Raw genomic sequence first — 17080 nt, forward strand, 5'->3', positions numbered from 1 at the left:
GCATTTCGCTCCGTCGGGTGCACCGCCGCTCGGGCAGAACGCCGAGGCTAAAATCTCGTTCGCCTCGCAACTTACCTGCCCGTCGCCTTGGACAACACGAACCGGGGTACCAGAGTCGCCCTTGTCGCCTTTTTCACCCTTTTCTCCTTTGTCCCCCGGAGCACCTTGCGGACCCTGCGGACCCTGGGCGCCAGTCTGGCCCTGCGTTCCGGCAACTCCTTGAATACCTTGCGCACCTTGAGGCCCGGCAGGACCCTGCGGTCCTGGATCGCCCTTGGGCCCAGGGTCTTTCCCGCAAGCGGCAAGCGAAAGCGACGCACCAACGAGCATGACTGCCAAAAATCGCATGGGTGTGCCTCGAAGCGTGAATGAAACTATTCAACAATGCGGCGAGAAGAACGTTGGTTCCCGATCCACTGAACAACCACCTTATACTTAGCCCTGCATACTTAGCCCCGCTCGAACCATCCGCTCGCCCTTCTCGGCTTTTTGCAGGAAACGACCTGCCCGGCTTGGAACGACGCACATATTGCGCCGTTGAGTCCTAGCCTGCATCGCCGGCTCAGCGCCGCTCGCATTGGCCAGGAAACAAAGCCGTGAAAGATTTCGCTAACGCATCCTTTTCGCCGGATACCGTCGCCATCCTGCAGTCAGCGATGGAGGCGGCCGTCGCAACACTTCCAGAGCCTGTGAGTTCATCGAACGTGCAATCGATAGCGCAGTCCATACTGCGCAGTGCCAAAGAGGGCGAAAGAGATCCGACTGCTCTGCAGCGGCTGGCTTTGCTGGAGCTTCAAATTACGCCCCGGAGTTGAGTCCTGTCGGGACAATGTTTCGAGGTATTCGAGAAATGAAACCCGGGCTCTTTCTTATTGTAGCGATGTCGCTCACACCTTTGCCTGCGGTGGCTCAACCCGCCAGGCAGAAAAGCGTCAGTGGAATAGCGTGGTCACCCGCATTAGCACCACGTTCGCAAGCAGGTAGCATCGCCGCTGAACGCCGCCGCCGCGATACTGCGTGACTTCGCAGCCCGGATGAGCGCGGCGGCATCCGGAACCACTCTCACAGCGGCCCCGGATATCGCTTCGCTCATCCGGGCTACAGGCGACAGGCCGCCCCGTCGTCAACCCGGCAGTAACGACTTTCATTTACGCTTCACCAACCATAGGCCCCGCCCCGCGGGCTTATGTCTGGCGAGTATCGTGTCATGTTGCGTTTCAATCTGCTGGCCTCGGTCGTGCCGTTGGCCGTTGCCGCCGTGTTTGCGCGCGGCGAGTTCTCCCCGGGGTCCCGCCCCTGCATCGAAGTCGCGGGCACGGCGGTCCAGATCGCCACGCTTTCCTGGCAGGCGCAGCGTCATGTCAGCTTCACCAGCGATCCCTCCCGCGCGACCGTGCGGGTCCAGATCTCCGACAGCGCCGCAGCGGCCGACTTCACCGTGATCGACGACATCGACAGTGCCGAAGCCGGCGCCTGCAATGCCGGCACGGCGGCAGAGCTGGTGGCGATTTCGACCCGGCCGCAGGCGTCGGAACCGGTGATCTATCTTTCCGCCAATGGGCCGGCCGACTACCGGATCTTCGTGCAATCGAAGAGCTTTTCGGTCCGCGATGCCGCTGCTTTGATCGTCGGCGCCCAAGATACCATTGTTCGAGACGGCCACCACCGGCTCGAGGCCGCGTCGCTCTGAGTCCTGAACGTGGTCGCGACCGGGCCCGGTTAACCTTTCATCAACCATGTTCTCATCGCGCGCCGCAACCGCGCGCGGTCTCAAACACTTCGCAAGTGTCGGCGACGCATCGTCTCGGTCAGGCGCGTCGCGCAGTTGAATCGTCCCTGTTCGGGCACAGAATTCAGGATCATTGACGATGGGGCGGACGTTCCGGATCAAACTGCATTTTCGCCGCTTCGCCCGCCGTCATCCCTGGCTCGTCTTCGTCGTCCGCTCCTTCATGGTGTTCTCCGCCACCTTCGGCGGCGCCTACGGTTTCATCGCCGGCGCCCGGTCGGAGAATTCGGGTTATGACCCGCACGCCTTTGCGATCGGCATCGCCTTCCTGTTCGCGCTGGCCTGCGTTGCACTCGCCACCATGAGCTTCCGCTTCCGCATGCTGCGCAAGAAGATGCGCAAGATCGCGATGCACAATGAAACGATGGCCGACCGGAACTGGGAATTGCAGGAGGCCGAGCAGCGCACCCGCCGCCTGTTCGAAGCCCAGGGCGACCTGATCGTGCTGCGCGACGCCAACGGCCGCATCACCTTTGCCAACGACGCCTATTGCGAACTGGCGCAGATGGATCGCGACGCCCTGGTCGGCAGCAATGCCAGGCTCAGCGTGCTCGAACAGGGCGACACCGCGCTCGAATCCAACGGCACCCGAATTCACGACCAGAAGATCGAAGGCCCGCTCGGGCCGCGCTGGATCGCCTGGCGCGAAGGGCTGGTCCGCAACGACGCCGGCGAGGCCGCCGAGCTGCAATGCGTCGGCCGCGACGTCACCGACCGCACCGAAAGCGAACGCGCGCTGGCGCAAGCCCGCGACCAGGCCGACGCGGCGAACCGCGCCAAGTCGCGCTTCCTGGCGATGGCGAGCCACGAGATCCGCACGCCCCTGAACGGCATCATCGGCATGAGCGGGCTGCTGATGGATACGCCGCTGACGCCGGAACAGGCGACCTACGTCAAGGCGGTCAAGACCTCGGGCGACGCGCTGCTGTCGCTGATCGAGGAACTCTTGGATTATTCCAAGATCGAGGCCGGCAAGATCGACCTCGAACATCGCGCCTTCCCGCTATCGGGCATGATCGAGGATATCACCGAATTGCTGGCGCCGCGCGCCCAGGCCCGCAAGATCGAGATCGCGGCCTATGTCGACGAGCGGCTGCCGATGGAAGTGATCGGCGACGCGGCGCGGCTGCGGCAGGTGCTGCTCAATCTCGCCGGCAATGCGATCAAGTTCACCCAGACCGGCGGCGTCGCGCTGATCGTCGAGCCCGGCATCTGGCCGAACGAAATCAGTTTCCTGGTCCGCGATACCGGCATCGGCATCGCGCCAGAGGCGCAGCAACGGATCTTCCGCGAGTTCGAGCAGGCCGACGACCGCGTCGCCCGCAGCTATGGCGGCACCGGCCTGGGCTTGAGCATCAGCGAGCGCATCGTCAAGCGGATGGGCGGCCGTATCACGCTGGAGAGCAAGCCGGGCGCAGGCTCGACCTTCGAAGTGTCGATCCCGCTCGCAACCGCCGGCGGCCCCGCGAAGACCTTTGCCGCGCCGGATCTCGCGGGCCAGTCAATCATGCTGGTTTCGTCACAAGGCATCGAAGCCTCCTTGACCGCGCGGCGGCTGCAGCGCTGGGGCGCCCAGACCTGCATGGTGTCGGACGCCAGTGTCGCGCAGGCGCTGCTGCCGGAGCGCTCCTGGCACGCGATCCTGATCGATCACGCGCTGGGAACGGCGGATATCGAAGCGTTGGCCGAGTCCGCGCGGCTTCATGCCACCCAGCGTATCGTGATGTTCACGCCGGCGACGCGGCAGGAGATGCAGCCCTCCGCTGGCTCCGCATGCACCGGTTATCTGGTCAAGCCGCTGCGCGCGGCCTCGCTCGCCGCCCGCCTGACCACAGCGCCCGATGTCATGGCGCCGGGCATTGCTGGCGACGCTATTGCCGGCGACGCGCCGATCGAGACACCGGCCGCGCCGTCGCGCACCGGCCTGTCGATCCTGGTCGCCGAGGACAATGAGATCAATGCGCTCTTGATGCGCTCGCTGCTCGGCCGGCTCGGGCACCACGCTGTCATCACCACCAACGGCGAAGAAGCGCTGGAATCCTGGCTATCGGCGAAATCTGCCGGCAGCCCCTATGACCTGGTGCTGATGGACATCCAGATGCCGCAGCTCAACGGCATCGACGCGACCCAACGTATCCGTCAGCTCGAAGCCGGCCAGTCCGGACGGCGGACGCCGATCCTCGCGCTCACCGCCAACACGCTGGTGGAGGATCGCTACGCCTGCTTCGAAGCCGGCATGGACGGATTTTTGATCAAGCCGCTCGATCGCGACAAGCTTGCCGAAGCGCTGGCGGGTCTGGCGGCGTCACGGCACATCGCAGCGTAACTTGTAGGGTGGGTTAGGCGAAGCCGTAACCCACCGACAAAGCTCACCGCATATCGAGACCGCGGAGGGGTACGCTTCGCTAACCCACCCTACCAAGCAAGCATTTCGGATCACAGCCGCCGCAACGCGACGGTCTCGATCAAATGATCGGCGCTCTTCTTCAGGATCAGCGTCGCGCGCGGCCGGGTCGGCAGAATGTTGTCCTCGAGATTGGCGAGGTTGGTGCGTTCCCAAATCGCGATCGCGGTCGCCGTTGCTTCCTCATCGGAGAGCGGCGCGTAACGATGGAAATACGACCGGGGATCGTGGAACGCGGTATCGCGCAGCGCGAGGAAGCGGCGGACATACCAGTTGCGCAGCACCGGCTCCTCGGCGTCGATATAGACCGAGAAGTCGAAGAAGTCGGAAACGACCGGCACCGCCTGGCCATCGCGCGGCAGCCGGCCGGTCTGCAGCACGTTGACGCCCTCGACGATCAGGATGTCCGGACGGTCGACCTCGGCCCACTCGTTCGGAACGATGTCGTAGGTCATGTGCGAATAGACCGGCGCCCGCACCTTGCGGCGCCCGGCCTTGATGTCGGACAGGAACGACAGCAACGTCGGCAGGTCGTAGCTCTCGGGAAAGCCCTTTTTCTGCATCAGGCCCTGCCGCTCGAGCACGGCATTGGGAAACAGAAAGCCGTCTGTCGTGATGAGTTCGACCTTGGGCCGCGGCGACCAGCGCGCCAGCAGCGCCTGCAGCACGCGTGCGGTGGTCGATTTGCCGACCGCCACCGAACCGGCGACGCCGATGATATAGGGCACCTTGCGGTCGCGGATGCCGAGGAACTGGCGTTGCGCCTGATAGAGCCGCAGCGTCGCATCGACATAAATCGACAGCAGCCGCGACAGCGGCAGATAAATGTCCTCGACTTCGCGCAGGTCGAGCCGGTCGTGCATCGAGCGCAGCCGCTCGAACTCACCGGGCTCCAGCGTCATCGGCGTGTCGTCGCGCAAATGCGCCCACTGCGCGCGCGAGAAAATCCGGTAGGGGTTATACTGCTGGTCGGGAGCGCGAATATCCATGGTGCATCTCTTGAACTAGTCGCGCTTGCGCGAAGCCTTCTCTTCAAGTCCGGACATATTCTGACGCTGGCCCAATGTGGCTTCGACCTCTTCGAGCGTCACGCCACGCGACTTCAGCAGCACCAGCAGATGAAACAGCAGATCGGCGCTTTCGGCAATCAGGTGATCGCGATCATTCTCGACGGCCGCGATCACGGTCTCGACCGCTTCCTCGCCTAGTTTCTTGGCGCAATGCTCCGCGCCCTTGTCGAGCAATTTGCGGGTGTAGGACGCCTCTCCGCCCGATGCGGCCCGTGCATCGATGGTGGCGGCCAGATCATGGACCGTGAAACGCGACATCAACAAAACTCAACTCACGCGCCGGGCAACAGGCCGCTGGCGCCATCCCTGGAAGGACTTAGCACTTTTGTGACAGCGAGTCGTCAGGGATCGAGCCGCATCGGCAGCCCGGCCCGCACCATGTGATCCTTGGCTTCGCGTATGGTAAATTCGCCGAAATGGAATATCGAGGCCGCCAGCACCGCGGTGGCGTGGCCCTGACGAATGCCGTCGACGAGGTGGTCGAGATTGCCGACGCCGCCGGATGCGATTACCGGTACGGGAACACTGTCGGCAATCGCCTGCGTCAGCGGCAGGTCGAACCCCTGCCGCGTGCCGTCCCGGTCCATCGAGGTCAACAGGATTTCACCGGCGCCGAGCGAGACCACCTCCTGGGCATATTCGATGGCGTCGATCCCGGTGGAATTGCGGCCGCCATGGGTGAAGATCTCCCAGCGCTCGCCGCCGCCGCGCTTGACCCGCTTGGCGTCGATCGCGACCACGATGCATTGCTCGCCGAATTTTTCGGCGCCCTGCTTGACGAATTCGCGGTTGGAGACAGCCGCCGAGTTGATCGAGACCTTGTCGGCGCCGGAGCGCAGCAGCACCTTGATATCGTCGACCGTGCGCACCCCACCACCGACCGTCAGCGGCATGAAGCACGCCTCCGCGGTACGCCGCACGACGTCGAGCATGGTGCCGCGGTTTTCATGGGTGGCGGTGATGTCGAGGAAGCAAAGCTCGTCGGCGCCAGCGGCGTCATAGGCAATCGCCGCCTCGACGGGATCGCCGGCATCGCGCAGATCGACGAAGTTGACGCCCTTGACCACGCGGCCGTCCTTGACGTCGAGACAGGGGATCACGCGGACCTTGAACATCAGAAAACTCCGGCGCGCGCGTTGCGGATCAAGGTCAACGCCGCAGCCGGATCGAGCCGGCCGTCATAGAGCGCGCGGCCGGCGATGGCACCGGCGAGCTTTTTGGCGCGCGGCTGCAGCAGCGCCTTGACGTCCTCGATCGAGGCAAACCCGCCGGAGGCGATGACGGGTATCGAGATCGTCTCGGCCAGCGCAATGGTGGCGTCGAGATTGAGGCCTTTGAGCAGGCCATCGCGCGCGATGTCGGTGAAGATGATCGCGGCGACACCGGCGTCCTCGAAACGCTGCGCGATTTCGAGCGCGGTAACTTGAGAAGTTTCTGCCCAGCCTTCGACCGCGACCTTGCCGTCGCGCGCGTCGAGCCCGACCGCGACGCGGCCGGGAAATTTTCGCGCGGCGCTCTTGACCAGTTCGGGGTCACGCACCGCCGCGGTGCCGATGATGACGCGCGCGATGCCCTTGCCGAGCCAGGCTTCGACGGTCTTGAGATCGCGAATGCCGCCGCCGAGCTGAACCGGCATGGTGACCGCCTTCAGCATCGCCTCAACCGCCAGCGCGTTCATCGGCTTGCCGGCAAAGGCGCCGTCGAGATCGACGACGTGCAGATACTCGAATCCCTGCGCGGCGAACGAACGTGCCTGCGCGGCGGGATCGAGGTTGAACACGGTCGCGCGCGACATGTCGCCCTGTTCGAGGCGGACGCACTGGCCATTTTTCAGGTCAACGGCGGGAAAAAGTATCACGGCTTCCACTTCAGAAAGTTCGAAATCAAAGCCAGCCCGAAACGCTGACTTTTCTCGGGATGAAACTGGGTGCCGATCGCGGTGTCTTTGCCGACCATCGCGGTGACCGGTCCGCCGTAATCGGCGCGCAACAACACATCGGCCTCGTTGGCCGCATTGAGGTGATAGGAGTGCACGAAATAGGCGTGACGGCCCTTCGGTCCGAGCGGCAGCCGCTCCAGCACCGGATGCTCCCCGACCATGTCGAGCGTGTTCCAGCCCATGTGCGGGATCTTCAAATTCTCCTCGCGCGGCGAGATCTTCTCGACGTCGCCGGCGATCCAGTTGAAGCCGTCGGTGGTGACATGCTCCTTGCCGCGCGTCGCCATCAACTGCATGCCGACGCAGATGCCGAAGAACGGCCGCGCCTTGGCGCGCACCGCTTCGGTCATCGCTTCCAGCATGCCGTCGAGCGAATCGAGGCCGCGGCGGCAATCGGCAAAGGCGCCGACGCCGGGCAACACGATGCGGTCGGCGCGAAACACGACTTCAGGGTCGCGCGTCACCACGATCTTCTGCGGATCCTGCATGGCCCGCGAGGCGCGCTCGAACGCTTTCGCGGCCGAGTGCAGATTGCCGGAACCGTAATCGATGATGGCGACGCTCATCGCGACCCTCCAGGCTCCGGAAACAATCCGATAATGCCGCCCTGCGGCAATGGCGGCGGCTTCGAAAACGGCTGACCCGGAATATTGCGCGTCGGCGGCGGCCCGCCGCGATCGACCGCCCATTGATCGTTGGTGAGGCCGCGCTGCTTGGCGGTCCAGCGATCGAAGAAGCGGCGCTCGGCCGATTCAGCGTCGTCCGCGACCACGATATCGAGCTGACGCCAGTTGCGGCGCGACAGCGTCCAGCGCTGCAGGCTGGCCGCTTCGAACCCCATCAGGATGGCGAGCAGGAGATCGACGAACAGGATCGCACCTCTGGTGGCACCGAGCACGGTCATGCCGACGTCGATCGCAACCGTCAGCACGACCCAGCCGATCAGCGCCAGCCACAGCCTGTTCCAGATCAGCCAGATCATGCTCAGGGCCGCGGCCCAGAAATGGAAGCCGTCGCGCACGAAGACGAATTTGTCGGTCGCCGCAAGATCGGCGCCGGTGGCCACGGGGGCATGCACTGTGTAAACCGGCATCGAGACTCTCCGCCGCGAAGAACGAGATCAGCCGCCGAGCTGACCCTTGGTGGAAGGCACTTCGCCCGCGTTGCGCGGATCGATCGCAACCGCCGCACGCAGCGCCCTGGCCAGACCCTTGAAGCAGGATTCGGCGATGTGATGGCTGTTCTCGCCATATAGGGTCTCGACGTGCAAAGTCACGCCCGCATTGATGGCGAAGGCGTTGAACCATTCGCGCACCAGCTCGGTGTCGAACTCGCCGACCTTGTCGCGCGGAAAATCCACCTTGAACACCAGCACCGGGCGGCCCGAAATGTCGATCACGACGCGGCTCAGCGTCTCGTCCATCGGCATGTGGATCGAGGCATAGCGGGTGATGCCGGCCATGGTGCCGAGCGCCTGCTTCACGGCCTGCCCGAGCGCGATCCCGACGTCTTCGGTGGTGTGGTGGTGGTCGACATGGAGATCGCCGTCCGCCTTGACCGCGATGTCGATCCGGGAATGCCGGGCCAGGAGGTCGAGCATATGGTCGAAGAAGCCGATACCGGTCGAAACCTTGGACACGCCCGTGCCGTCGAGGTTTACCGCCACCTCGATGTCGGTTTCCTTGGTCTTGCGCTTGATGGACGCTGTGCGCATGGAAAGTGCTTCCTTTAGGCGGATTCTTGGGGTGGATCGGCCGAAAACGCGGCCCTTTTAACAGGCCGGTGGTGCCTTCGCTACTGCGGGATGAAGCCTAAATGACCGACTTCGACCTATGGTGACCGGATTCGCAGGCCTCTTTCCATTCTGACGCGTTTTCTTCACGCGAACCGGACCCCACTTCGCTCGAAAACGCTATGAAATCGCGTGATTGTAACCCCGCGCGTCAGACCCTAAATCTGACAGGAACGAGGACAATTCATGCACGCATCCCAGAATGAGCCGGCGGTCTGGCACGGCACCACGATTTTAACGGTCCGCAAGGGCGGCAAGGTGGTGATCGGTGGCGACGGCCAGGTCTCGATCGGCCAGACCGTGATCAAATCCAACGCCAAAAAGGTCCGCAAACTTGGCAAGGGCGACGTCATCGGCGGCTTCGCCGGCGCCACCGCCGACGCCTTCACCCTGTTCGAGCGGCTGGAGAGCAAGCTCGAGCAATATCCGGGGCAATTGACCCGCGCCGCGGTTGAACTCGCCAAGGACTGGCGGACCGACCGCTATCTGCGCCGGCTGGAAGCGATGATGATCGTCGCCGACAAGGACGTGTCGCTGGTCCTGACCGGGACCGGCGACGTGCTCGAGCCGGAAGCCGGCGTGATGGCGATCGGCTCCGGCGGCAATTACGCGCTGGCCGCTGCCCGGGCGCTGGTCGATACCGACAAGGATGCCGAGACCATCGTGCGCCGTGCCCTCGATATCGCCGCCGATATCTGCGTCTACACCAACCGGAACGTGACCATCGAAACGCTGTGAGGGCCGGCCCGTCATGGTGCAGGAAATCTTGGCGCGGGAAGTCTTGGCGCAGGAAGTTTCGGCGCAGGAAGTTTCGGCGCGGGACTATATCTTCCGCCCGATGACGTCGGCCGACCTGCCACTGATCCGGCGGTGGCTCGCCGAACCGCATGTCAGGGAATGGTGGGGTGAACCGTCGGAGCAATATGCCCTGGTCAGTGGCGATCTCGACGTGCCGGCAATGGATCAATACGTCGTTTCGACAGGCGGCACCGATTTCGGCTACATCCAGTGCTACGACCTGACCGCCTGGAATTCAGGTTTTGGAACCCAGCCCGAGGGGACGCGTGGCATCGATCTCTTCATTGGTGAGCCCGGCATGATCGAACAGGGCCATGGTTCGGCATTCATCCGCGCCTTCGCCGACGCGCGGCTGGCTGCCGGTTTGCCGCGGATGGTCACCGATCCCGATCCGGAGAACCTTCGCGCCGTGCGCGCCTACGAGAAGGCGGGCTTTGCGAAGACTCATACGGTCGATGCGCCTGATGGCGTGGCCCTGCTGATGGTGCGTGACGCATGAGCGACAGCATCGGAAAGCCCGTCCCGGCCAGCCGTATTTCGGCGTGGCATTGGCTCACGATCGCGGCTGCCATTCTCATAGCCCAGGCCTCGATCCTCTACGCGATGGGGCGGCTGCCGATCTGCGCCTGCGGCTATGTCAAACTCTGGCACGGCGCGGTGCAGAGTTCGGAGAATTCGCAGCACATCACCGACTGGTACACGCTATCGCATATCCTCCACGGCTTTCTGTTCTACGGTGCGGCCTTCCTCGCCTTCCCGCGCCTCGCCTGGCAGGGCCGCCTGATCCTCGCGATGCTGGTCGAGGGCGGCTGGGAGCTGGTCGAGAATTCCAACTGGATTATCGAACGCTATCGCGCCGGGACCATTTCGCTGGATTATTTCGGTGACTCCATCGTCAACTCGGTGTCCGATAATCTGGCGATGATCGGCGGCTTCCTGCTCGCGCGGAGGCTTCCGGTCGCGGTTACCGTCGGGCTGGCGCTGCTGTTCGAAGGGGTGCTGGCGCTCCACATTCGCGACAATCTGACGCTGAACATCATCATGCTGATTCACCCGTTCGAGGCCATCAAACAGTGGCAGGCGGGACCGCCGATCATTTGATGCCACGAAATGTGACTTGTTCTCACGACCTTCGAGCCCTAGCTAGGAAATATGACCGAATTTTCTCCCCGCGAAATCGTCTCCGAACTTGACCGCTACATCGTCGGCCAGTCCGACGCCAAGCGCGCGGTATCGATCGCGCTGCGCAACCGCTGGCGGCGGCTGCAGCTCACCGGCAATCTGCGCGAAGAAGTGCTGCCGAAAAACATCCTGATGATCGGGCCGACCGGCGTCGGCAAGACCGAAATCGCACGGCGGCTGGCGAAACTCGCCGGTGCACCCTTCATCAAGGTCGAAGCCACCAAATTCACCGAAGTCGGCTATGTCGGCCGCGACGTCGAGCAGATCATCCGCGATCTTGTCGAAGTTGCGATCTCACAGGTGCGCGAACGCAAGCGCAAGGATGTCCAGGCCCGCGCGCAACAGGCCGCCGAGGAGCGCGTGCTCGATGCGCTGGTAGGGCCCGGCTCCAGCCCGGCAACGCGGGATTCCTTCCGCAAAAAACTGCGCGCCGGCGAGCTCAACGACAAGGAAATCGAGATCGAGACGCAATCGTCCGGCAGCGGCCTGCCGATGTTCGAAATCCCGGGCTTGCCGGGCGCGCAGATGGGTGCAATTTCGATCGGCGACATCTTTGGCAAGATGGGCGGCCGCAGCAAGACCCGCCGCCTGACGGTCGAGAGCTCACACGAAATTCTCATCAACGAGGAATCCGACAAGCTGCTGGACAGCGATCAGCTGGTGCAGGAAGCGATCAACGCGGTCGAGAACAACGGCATCGTGTTCCTCGACGAAATCGACAAGATCTGCGTGCGCGATGGCCGCACCGGCGGCGACGTCTCGCGCGAAGGCGTTCAGCGCGACCTGTTGCCGCTGATCGAAGGCACCACCGTCTCGACCAAGCACGGCGCGGTCAAGACCGACCACATCCTGTTCATCGCGTCAGGCGCGTTCCATATCGCCAAACCCTCTGACCTGCTGCCCGAGCTGCAGGGGCGGTTGCCGATCCGCGTCGAGCTTTCGGCGCTGACCCGCGACGACATGCGCCGGATCCTGACCGAGCCGGAAGCTTCCCTGATCAAGCAATATGTTGCACTGATGCAGACCGAGGGCGTGACGCTCGACATCACCGACAGCGCGATCGATGCGCTGGCCGACGTCGCGGTTGCCGTCAACTCGACCGTGGAAAATATCGGCGCACGGCGACTACAGACGGTGATGGAGCGCGTGCTCGACGAAATCTCGTTTGCCGCCCCCGACCGTAACGGCGAGACCATCAAGGTCGACGCCGACTATGTGCAAAAGCACGTCGGCGACCTCGCCAAGAACGCCGATCTGAGCCGGTTTATTTTGTAGACTCTCTCGTCGTCCCCGCGAACGCGGGGACCCATAGCCACAAATAGCTGTGATTGTTTCGGCTGTGGCTCCAGCCCAGTTCAACATCAACAGCGGTGGTTATGGGTCCCGGCTCAAGGCCGGGACGACACCTGTAATAATTGCGCCTCACATGTTCGCTGTGTGATAGTCCGCATCTGATCTGATCGTTTCGGGTGCCAAATGAATTTGCGGGTGTGGGAAAATCCCTGGCGCTTGATGCTGGCCGTCAATGCCGCCGTCATCCTCGGAGTTTTCTGGCACAAGATCACGCTGCCGCCCTTCGTCCCCTACATTCACCTGCTGGTCGACTATCATTTCGGCTTCACCAAGCGCGCGCTGATCGGCGCCATCGTCGGCCTGTTCGAGGCCAAGGTACCGGTGTGGCTGGTGTTCGCGCTCGGCGGCGCGGTCTGGCTGCTCACGGCGGGCCTGTTCGTCCACCTGTTCCGGCGGACGTTCGGCCTCGATGAAAAGCATTGGCCGCTGTTCATTTTCGTCGCCGGCTCGCCGTTCTTCCTGAAGAATTTCATGCACACGCTTGGCCATTTCGACATTTATGGCTGCCTGTTCGCGATTGTTCTGCTGCTGATTCCGGCGCGTTCGCTCTTCTATGTGCTGTTCGCTGCGATGTTCTCGACCGTTCTCATTCTGATCCATCACATCCATCTCCTGATGTATGTGCCGACCATCGCCGCCATCGTGGTGCTGCGTTATTACCTGGTGCAGGGCGTGAGCCGGCAAAACGTGGCCGTCGGCCTGGCCCTGCTCGCAGCCGTCGGCGTGCTGTTCATTGCCGCGCAATTCAGCGGCACGATGGCGGTGCCGGAGCCGGAATTCACGGCCTATCTGCGCAGCCGGATGGCCGACCCGTCACGGAACGACCTGCTCAGCTTTGCCTACATCTGGTACCAGCCGCTGGCCAAGGAAGTTTCGGATACCTGGCAACGGTTGCCGCACAATGCCCTCGGCATTCCCGTGTTCGCGCTGCTGATCTGGCTGCATACGCCGCTGTGGCGATATTTTCGCGCCCTGATCGCAGCCCTCAGCGTCGACGCCCACCGCCACATCGTCACCGCGGCGATCGCCGTGATCAGCCTCGCTTATCTCGTGATGTTCGCGATGGTGTTCGATTATTCCCGGTGGATTTCGAACTGGGCGGTGTGCCTGTTCCTGATCCTGCACGCGGTGAAGATGTTGCCGGCGTCACAGGACGTGCCGCTGATTTCAGCGGACGATCGAAAGACGATGGTGTTCGGCTGGATCGTGACGCTGATTCCACGCGTCGGGATCGTGCGGCCGTTTTAGTTTTGACGCGTTTCTACCGCAGATAAGTCTACGCAATCTGCGCAAGCTTGATTGCTATGCGAACCGGTACCCACTTCGCTTGAAAACGCTATGGGCTACAATCTCGAACGTCTTACCCGTACGTACAACGCGCCCTCGCCGCCATGGCCGATCGCGGCTTCCTCGAATCCGACCACCATCGATCGGAATTCCGGCAGGCTCAACCATTCCGGCACCTGTCGGCGCAGCACGCCGCGTTCAGAGCCGGCGCCCAGCTTGCCCTTGCCGGTGATGACGAGCACGAAAGTCAGCCCGTCATGATGGGCGCGCTGCAGGAAGCCAAACAACGCCCGGTGCGCACGGGTCTGGGTCATGCCATGCAAATCGAGCCGGGCATCGATCTCCTTGCGGCCGCGCGACAGGTGCGAACGCTCGCGGCGGCCGATCGGCGCCAGCGGCGGCGGTTCCGCTCTTGGCGGAGAAATGATCGGCGCCGGCGCGGACGGCGTGGGCGAAGCGATGGTTTTCGGCGCGACCTTGGCCTCGGTCTCCGGCGAAGCGACCGGCACCTTCGCAGCGCGGTGGCGCTTGCGCAGCGGCTTGACCTGCTTGGCCACGCTTTCCCACAGCGCGTGCTCCTCGGCGCTGAGGCCGCGCTTGCGCCGCGGCGGCAGCGGCAATTCCGGGATCAGGCTCGAAGACCGGCGCTTCATTGGCGGTATCGACGATGACGACGGCGGGACTTTTCTGAAGCCGGCGCGGTAGCAGGCCGCGCTTCCGGCAGCGGCACTGGTTTTGCGACCGTGGCTTGAGCCGTTGAAGGGGCCTGGGCGGTCGGCGTGGCCGGCTTTTGCGTCGAGCCTGCCGCCGGTGGCGTCACCGCCGGGGCTGCATTTTTGGGGTCCTTCAGCGGATCGGTTTGCGGAAACAGCTTGGCGATCTTTTGCGACGGTCGCGCATCCGGCACCGGCACCAGGCGTCCGCGCGCCGCGGGATCGAGGCTCTTCGGGACCAGAATGACGAAACGCATATTGTTCTTGAGACGGCCCGCGATCTTTCCGGCATCACTGCCGGCGCCGAAATAAAGGTCCGCGCGCGCCGGGCCGACGATCGCGGAGCCGGTGTCCTGCGCGATCATCAGCCGGTGAAACGGCGTCTTCGACACTTCGGATTCGATCGGTAACTGGCCTTCGATGAAGAACGGCGTGCCGTAGACGTGCAGCGATTTGTCGACTGCGATCGAGCGGCCCGGCGTCAGCGGCACGCCCTGGGCGCCGACCGCCTCGTCCTTGTCGGAGAGCTGCACCTCGCGGAAGAAGATGTAGGACCGGTTCTGCCGACGCAACTCGTTGGCGCCCTCGGGGTTCTGCTCCATCCACTCCCGGATCTTCTGCATCGACATCTGATCTTTCGGGATGATGCCGCGGTCAATCAGGATGCGGCCGACCGCCGTATAGGGATAGCCGTTATGCGCATCGTAATTGATGCGCAGCGTCGAACCGTCGTCGAGGTTGACGCGGGCGGAGCCCTGGATCTGCGAGAACAGCAAATCGGTCTGGTTCCTCAGCCAGCAGATTTCGAGACCGCGTCCCTCGATCGCGCCATCCTCGATCTCGGCGCGGTCGTAATAGGGCACCAGCTTGCGGCGGCCGATCTTGCGGAACACCTGACCCTTGTTGGGCAATCCGACCGAATTCTGGTTGGTGCCCCGGACGAACAGATTGGAGGGACGGCGATAGACCGGCACATTGTAGACTTCGTTCTGGGTCCGCGAGCCGTCGATGACAGGCTCGTAGTAACCGGTGACAAAGCCCTCGCCTTCGCCGAGCCGCGAAATCCGCAGCGGCAGAAAATTTTGCTCGAAGAAGGCTTTTGCCGCGGCGCTGTCGGCGAGATCGAGGCCCTTGGCGATGCGGCAGGGATCGCGCAGCGACGTGCCCAGCGCTTTCGAATCCGATGGCGCGCCGGTCTGTGCCGCGATCGGCTTGCAACTGGTGCGAAAGGCCTTGTACGCCGAGAGGTGGTCGTCCTCGCTCCAGCCCGCGATATCGGACCAGGCCACCGGCGCATACTGGGTGCCGGCGATTTGAAGCGGTAGTTCAAGCTGCGGGTATGGCAGTTGACGGGGCGCTGGCTCAGGCAGACGCGAACGGGAATGCGCGCGCGAATGGCGGGCGGCAAACGCATCCGAGGCAGCAATCGACAACGCCAAAGCCATCACGCCAATCGCAAGCCTTGCAAGTTCAAGCCCTGCAAGGCTGTGCGCTTTAGCCCGCGCTTCCCGTGCCAACCAGCTTCCAATTCGGATCGCGAGACGTGGTGTCGCGGGCGAATGTCCAGACATCGGTGATATCGGCGACCTTATCCGGGTTGCCATCGACAATGGTGCCGGTCTTGTCGCGGGTGACCGAAATCATCTGCGACACGAAACGAACGGTCAGTTGCGCCGCCCGGTCGCGGGCTTCCGCGCCCACCAGTTCGGCCTTGTCGATTGAAACGAAGCGGGTTTCGGTTTTCTGTTCGTGCTTCTCGCGATCCTTGATCACGCCGTCGAAGCTGTCATAGACCTCCGACGACAGCAGGTCCTTCAGCGCGCGACGATCGCCGTTGGCAAAGGCCAGCACGATCATTTCGTAGGCGCTGCGCGCGCCGGAGATGAAGTGCTTGGGATCGAACGAGGAGTCCTGGGCGACAATGGCATCGAGGCCCTGCGCGAGCGGGGTGCCCTGCTCGGCGATGCCCTTCCAGCGGTCGGTCGGCGGCACCACATCCGGGGTCGGCGCCAGCGGCGCCTGATCGATCACGGCGCCCGGCATCGGAACGACGTTGTTGTCCTGGCTACGCTGCACGACATTGGGCGCAGCGCGATCATAGGGCGGCCGCTCGCTCCCGGTGCGCTGTCCGAGCACGCTGCGCAGGCGCAGGAAAATAAAGACCGCCAGCGCCAGGAAGATGATGGTGTAAATATCGAACACGTCTATTCGCTTTCTGGTTCTAACGCCGGTAACGGGCCCGGCGGTCGAGTGTTCCGTAGCGCCCGGTTCTGATTGAATCAGAACCCGGCTCTGGTCTTTAGTTGTGATGCGTTTTCTTGATGTGAACCGGTGGCCACTTCACTCGAAAACGCTCTTGGGGGCCCTCTTACACGTCTTCCTTAAGAGTTTACCCCGGGGAACGGCAGAGATTACATCTTCAATTGAGTCTGCAGCATGTAGGCATGAAACTTTGCCCAGCCAATGGCGCGTTTTGGCGCGGGTTTTGGCGCGGGTGAAGTGTAGCGCGTTTTGACCTCAAGGGGAAACCCGATGATGCCCGGAAATCACGTATATTCAACTATTTAGGCGTTCAGCGGGCCGGCCGGCCAAGCCGGATTAGCCATATCCGTCACAAATCGCCGTCAGCCCCACTTCGCGCCGGCCCGTCGTCCTTGTGGAATGAGGCGGGGCTATGATAGCCACTCGCCCGGCAAAGGCATTCCCGCCCTCCGAGCGAATTCAGACGAAGATCCGGTCTCCGCTCGCCAGCG

Annotated in this window: 18 protein-coding genes; 8 read left to right on the top strand and 10 right to left on the bottom strand. The window is 63.3% G+C overall.

The window, feature by feature from the left end; all coding sequences use genetic code 11:
* Nucleotides 1–596 precede the first annotated feature (596 nt).
* The 3 genes from BLS26_RS17425 to BLS26_RS17435 all read left to right on the top strand — a co-directional run bounded on the left by BLS26_RS17425 (nucleotide 597) and on the right by BLS26_RS17435 (nucleotide 4115).
* On the top strand, nucleotides 597–815 hold the full coding sequence (locus BLS26_RS17425; protein WP_092513108.1) for a hypothetical protein: 219 nt from the start codon (nucleotides 597–599) through the stop codon (nucleotides 813–815).
* Between the two features lie 392 nt (nucleotides 816–1207).
* Complete coding sequence (locus tag BLS26_RS17430) at nucleotides 1208–1690, top strand: hypothetical protein (RefSeq protein ID WP_092513110.1); 483 nt, start codon at nucleotides 1208–1210, stop codon at nucleotides 1688–1690.
* Nucleotides 1691–1868: 178 nt separating this feature from the next.
* Complete coding sequence (locus BLS26_RS17435) at nucleotides 1869–4115, top strand: ATP-binding protein (RefSeq protein WP_092513112.1); 2247 nt, start codon at nucleotides 1869–1871, stop codon at nucleotides 4113–4115.
* Between the two features lie 110 nt (nucleotides 4116–4225).
* Here BLS26_RS17435 and coaA read toward each other — a convergent pair whose 3' ends face one another.
* The 7 genes from coaA to hisB all read right to left on the bottom strand — a co-directional run bounded on the left by coaA (nucleotide 4226) and on the right by hisB (nucleotide 8916).
* Complete coding sequence (coaA, locus tag BLS26_RS17440) at nucleotides 4226–5182, bottom strand: type I pantothenate kinase (protein WP_092513114.1); 957 nt, start codon at nucleotides 5180–5182, stop codon at nucleotides 4226–4228.
* Nucleotides 5183–5197: 15 nt separating this feature from the next.
* A complete protein-coding gene (locus BLS26_RS17445; RefSeq protein ID WP_092513116.1) occupies nucleotides 5198–5521 on the bottom strand; it encodes a phosphoribosyl-ATP diphosphatase in 324 nt (107 codons plus the stop codon).
* 83 nt (nucleotides 5522–5604) lie between these two features.
* Nucleotides 5605–6378: an imidazole glycerol phosphate synthase subunit HisF gene (hisF, locus tag BLS26_RS17450; protein WP_092513118.1), complete on the bottom strand. Its 774-nt coding sequence runs from the start codon at nucleotides 6376–6378 to the stop codon at nucleotides 5605–5607.
* Entirely contained in the window at nucleotides 6378–7121 is a 744-nt protein-coding gene (gene hisA, locus BLS26_RS17455; RefSeq protein ID WP_092518173.1) for a 1-(5-phosphoribosyl)-5-[(5-phosphoribosylamino)methylideneamino]imidazole-4-carboxamide isomerase, read from the bottom strand. The genes hisF and hisA overlap by 1 nt, the downstream gene beginning before the upstream one ends.
* The gene (gene hisH, locus BLS26_RS17460) at nucleotides 7118–7768 is read right to left on the bottom strand and encodes an imidazole glycerol phosphate synthase subunit HisH (RefSeq protein WP_092513120.1); all 651 of its coding nucleotides are present in this window, start codon (nucleotides 7766–7768) and stop codon (nucleotides 7118–7120) included. Before hisH ends, hisA begins: the two co-directional genes overlap by 4 nt.
* The gene (locus BLS26_RS17465) at nucleotides 7765–8295 is read right to left on the bottom strand and encodes a DUF2628 domain-containing protein (RefSeq protein ID WP_092513122.1); all 531 of its coding nucleotides are present in this window, start codon (nucleotides 8293–8295) and stop codon (nucleotides 7765–7767) included. The genes hisH and BLS26_RS17465 overlap by 4 nt, the downstream gene beginning before the upstream one ends.
* Nucleotides 8296–8322: 27 nt before the next feature.
* Nucleotides 8323–8916: an imidazoleglycerol-phosphate dehydratase HisB gene (hisB, locus tag BLS26_RS17470; protein WP_092513124.1), complete on the bottom strand. Its 594-nt coding sequence runs from the start codon at nucleotides 8914–8916 to the stop codon at nucleotides 8323–8325.
* Nucleotides 8917–9180: 264 nt separating this feature from the next.
* On the opposite strand from hisB, the gene hslV reads away from it, so the two are divergent.
* From hslV to BLS26_RS17495, 5 genes are all read left to right on the top strand, one after another.
* The gene (gene hslV / locus BLS26_RS17475) at nucleotides 9181–9732 is read left to right on the top strand and encodes an ATP-dependent protease subunit HslV (RefSeq protein WP_092513126.1); all 552 of its coding nucleotides are present in this window, start codon (nucleotides 9181–9183) and stop codon (nucleotides 9730–9732) included.
* A gap of 100 nt (nucleotides 9733–9832) precedes the next feature.
* On the top strand, nucleotides 9833–10291 hold the full coding sequence (locus tag BLS26_RS17480; protein WP_244542005.1) for a GNAT family N-acetyltransferase: 459 nt from the start codon (nucleotides 9833–9835) through the stop codon (nucleotides 10289–10291).
* Nucleotides 10288–10893 carry a DUF2585 domain-containing protein gene (locus BLS26_RS17485; RefSeq protein WP_092513130.1) on the top strand — a complete coding sequence of 202 codons (606 nt, stop codon included), beginning with the start codon at nucleotides 10288–10290 and terminating at the stop codon, nucleotides 10891–10893. The genes BLS26_RS17480 and BLS26_RS17485 overlap by 4 nt, the downstream gene beginning before the upstream one ends.
* Nucleotides 10894–10944: 51 nt before the next feature.
* The gene (hslU, locus tag BLS26_RS17490) at nucleotides 10945–12249 is read left to right on the top strand and encodes an ATP-dependent protease ATPase subunit HslU (protein ID WP_092513132.1); all 1305 of its coding nucleotides are present in this window, start codon (nucleotides 10945–10947) and stop codon (nucleotides 12247–12249) included.
* A 201-nt stretch (nucleotides 12250–12450) separates the two neighbouring features.
* Nucleotides 12451–13575: a hypothetical protein gene (locus BLS26_RS17495; RefSeq protein ID WP_092513134.1), complete on the top strand. Its 1125-nt coding sequence runs from the start codon at nucleotides 12451–12453 to the stop codon at nucleotides 13573–13575.
* Between the two features lie 95 nt (nucleotides 13576–13670).
* Here the strand turns inward: BLS26_RS17495 and BLS26_RS17500 are convergent, their stop codons facing one another.
* From BLS26_RS17500 to BLS26_RS17510, 3 genes are read right to left on the bottom strand one after another with little or no spacing between them, the layout of a single operon-like run.
* Complete coding sequence (locus BLS26_RS17500; RefSeq protein WP_092513136.1) at nucleotides 13671–14267, bottom strand: Smr/MutS family protein; 597 nt, start codon at nucleotides 14265–14267, stop codon at nucleotides 13671–13673.
* On the bottom strand, nucleotides 14264–15844 hold the full coding sequence (locus BLS26_RS17505; protein WP_371360887.1) for a murein transglycosylase A: 1581 nt from the start codon (nucleotides 15842–15844) through the stop codon (nucleotides 14264–14266). Before BLS26_RS17505 ends, BLS26_RS17500 begins: the two co-directional genes overlap by 4 nt.
* The gene (locus BLS26_RS17510) at nucleotides 15822–16529 is read right to left on the bottom strand and encodes a Tim44/TimA family putative adaptor protein (RefSeq protein ID WP_092513140.1); all 708 of its coding nucleotides are present in this window, start codon (nucleotides 16527–16529) and stop codon (nucleotides 15822–15824) included. The genes BLS26_RS17505 and BLS26_RS17510 overlap by 23 nt, the downstream gene beginning before the upstream one ends.
* Nucleotides 16530–17080: the final 551 nt, after the last annotated feature.

Origin of the sequence: Afipia sp. GAS231, from assembly GCF_900103365.1 — a bacterium.
In the GTDB taxonomy this organism is placed as follows: domain Bacteria; phylum Pseudomonadota; class Alphaproteobacteria; order Rhizobiales; family Xanthobacteraceae; genus Bradyrhizobium.

Bases quoted from the DNA above. Each gene is read 5' to 3' on its own strand.
- BLS26_RS17480 (WP_244542005.1), top strand. From the start codon at position 9,833: ATGACGTCGGCCGACCTGCCACTGATCCGGCGGTGGCTCGCCGAACCG.
- hisF (WP_092513118.1), bottom strand. From the start codon at position 6,378: ATGTTCAAGGTCCGCGTGATCCCCTGTCTCGACGTCAAGGACGGCCGC.
- hslU (WP_092513132.1), top strand. From the start codon at position 10,945: ATGACCGAATTTTCTCCCCGCGAAATCGTCTCCGAACTTGACCGCTAC.
- hisB (WP_092513124.1), bottom strand. From the start codon at position 8,916: ATGCGCACAGCGTCCATCAAGCGCAAGACCAAGGAAACCGACATCGAG.
- BLS26_RS17500 (WP_092513136.1), bottom strand. From the start codon at position 14,267: ATGAAGCGCCGGTCTTCGAGCCTGATCCCGGAATTGCCGCTGCCGCCG.
- BLS26_RS17445 (WP_092513116.1), bottom strand. From the start codon at position 5,521: ATGTCGCGTTTCACGGTCCATGATCTGGCCGCCACCATCGATGCACGG.
- BLS26_RS17430 (WP_092513110.1), top strand. From the start codon at position 1,208: ATGTTGCGTTTCAATCTGCTGGCCTCGGTCGTGCCGTTGGCCGTTGCC.
- hisH (WP_092513120.1), bottom strand. From the start codon at position 7,768: ATGAGCGTCGCCATCATCGATTACGGTTCCGGCAATCTGCACTCGGCC.
- BLS26_RS17435 (WP_092513112.1), top strand. From the start codon at position 1,869: ATGGGGCGGACGTTCCGGATCAAACTGCATTTTCGCCGCTTCGCCCGC.
- BLS26_RS17485 (WP_092513130.1), top strand. From the start codon at position 10,288: ATGAGCGACAGCATCGGAAAGCCCGTCCCGGCCAGCCGTATTTCGGCG.
- coaA (WP_092513114.1), bottom strand. From the start codon at position 5,182: ATGGATATTCGCGCTCCCGACCAGCAGTATAACCCCTACCGGATTTTC.
- hslV (WP_092513126.1), top strand. From the start codon at position 9,181: ATGCACGCATCCCAGAATGAGCCGGCGGTCTGGCACGGCACCACGATT.
- BLS26_RS17465 (WP_092513122.1), bottom strand. From the start codon at position 8,295: ATGCCGGTTTACACAGTGCATGCCCCCGTGGCCACCGGCGCCGATCTT.
- BLS26_RS17495 (WP_092513134.1), top strand. From the start codon at position 12,451: ATGAATTTGCGGGTGTGGGAAAATCCCTGGCGCTTGATGCTGGCCGTC.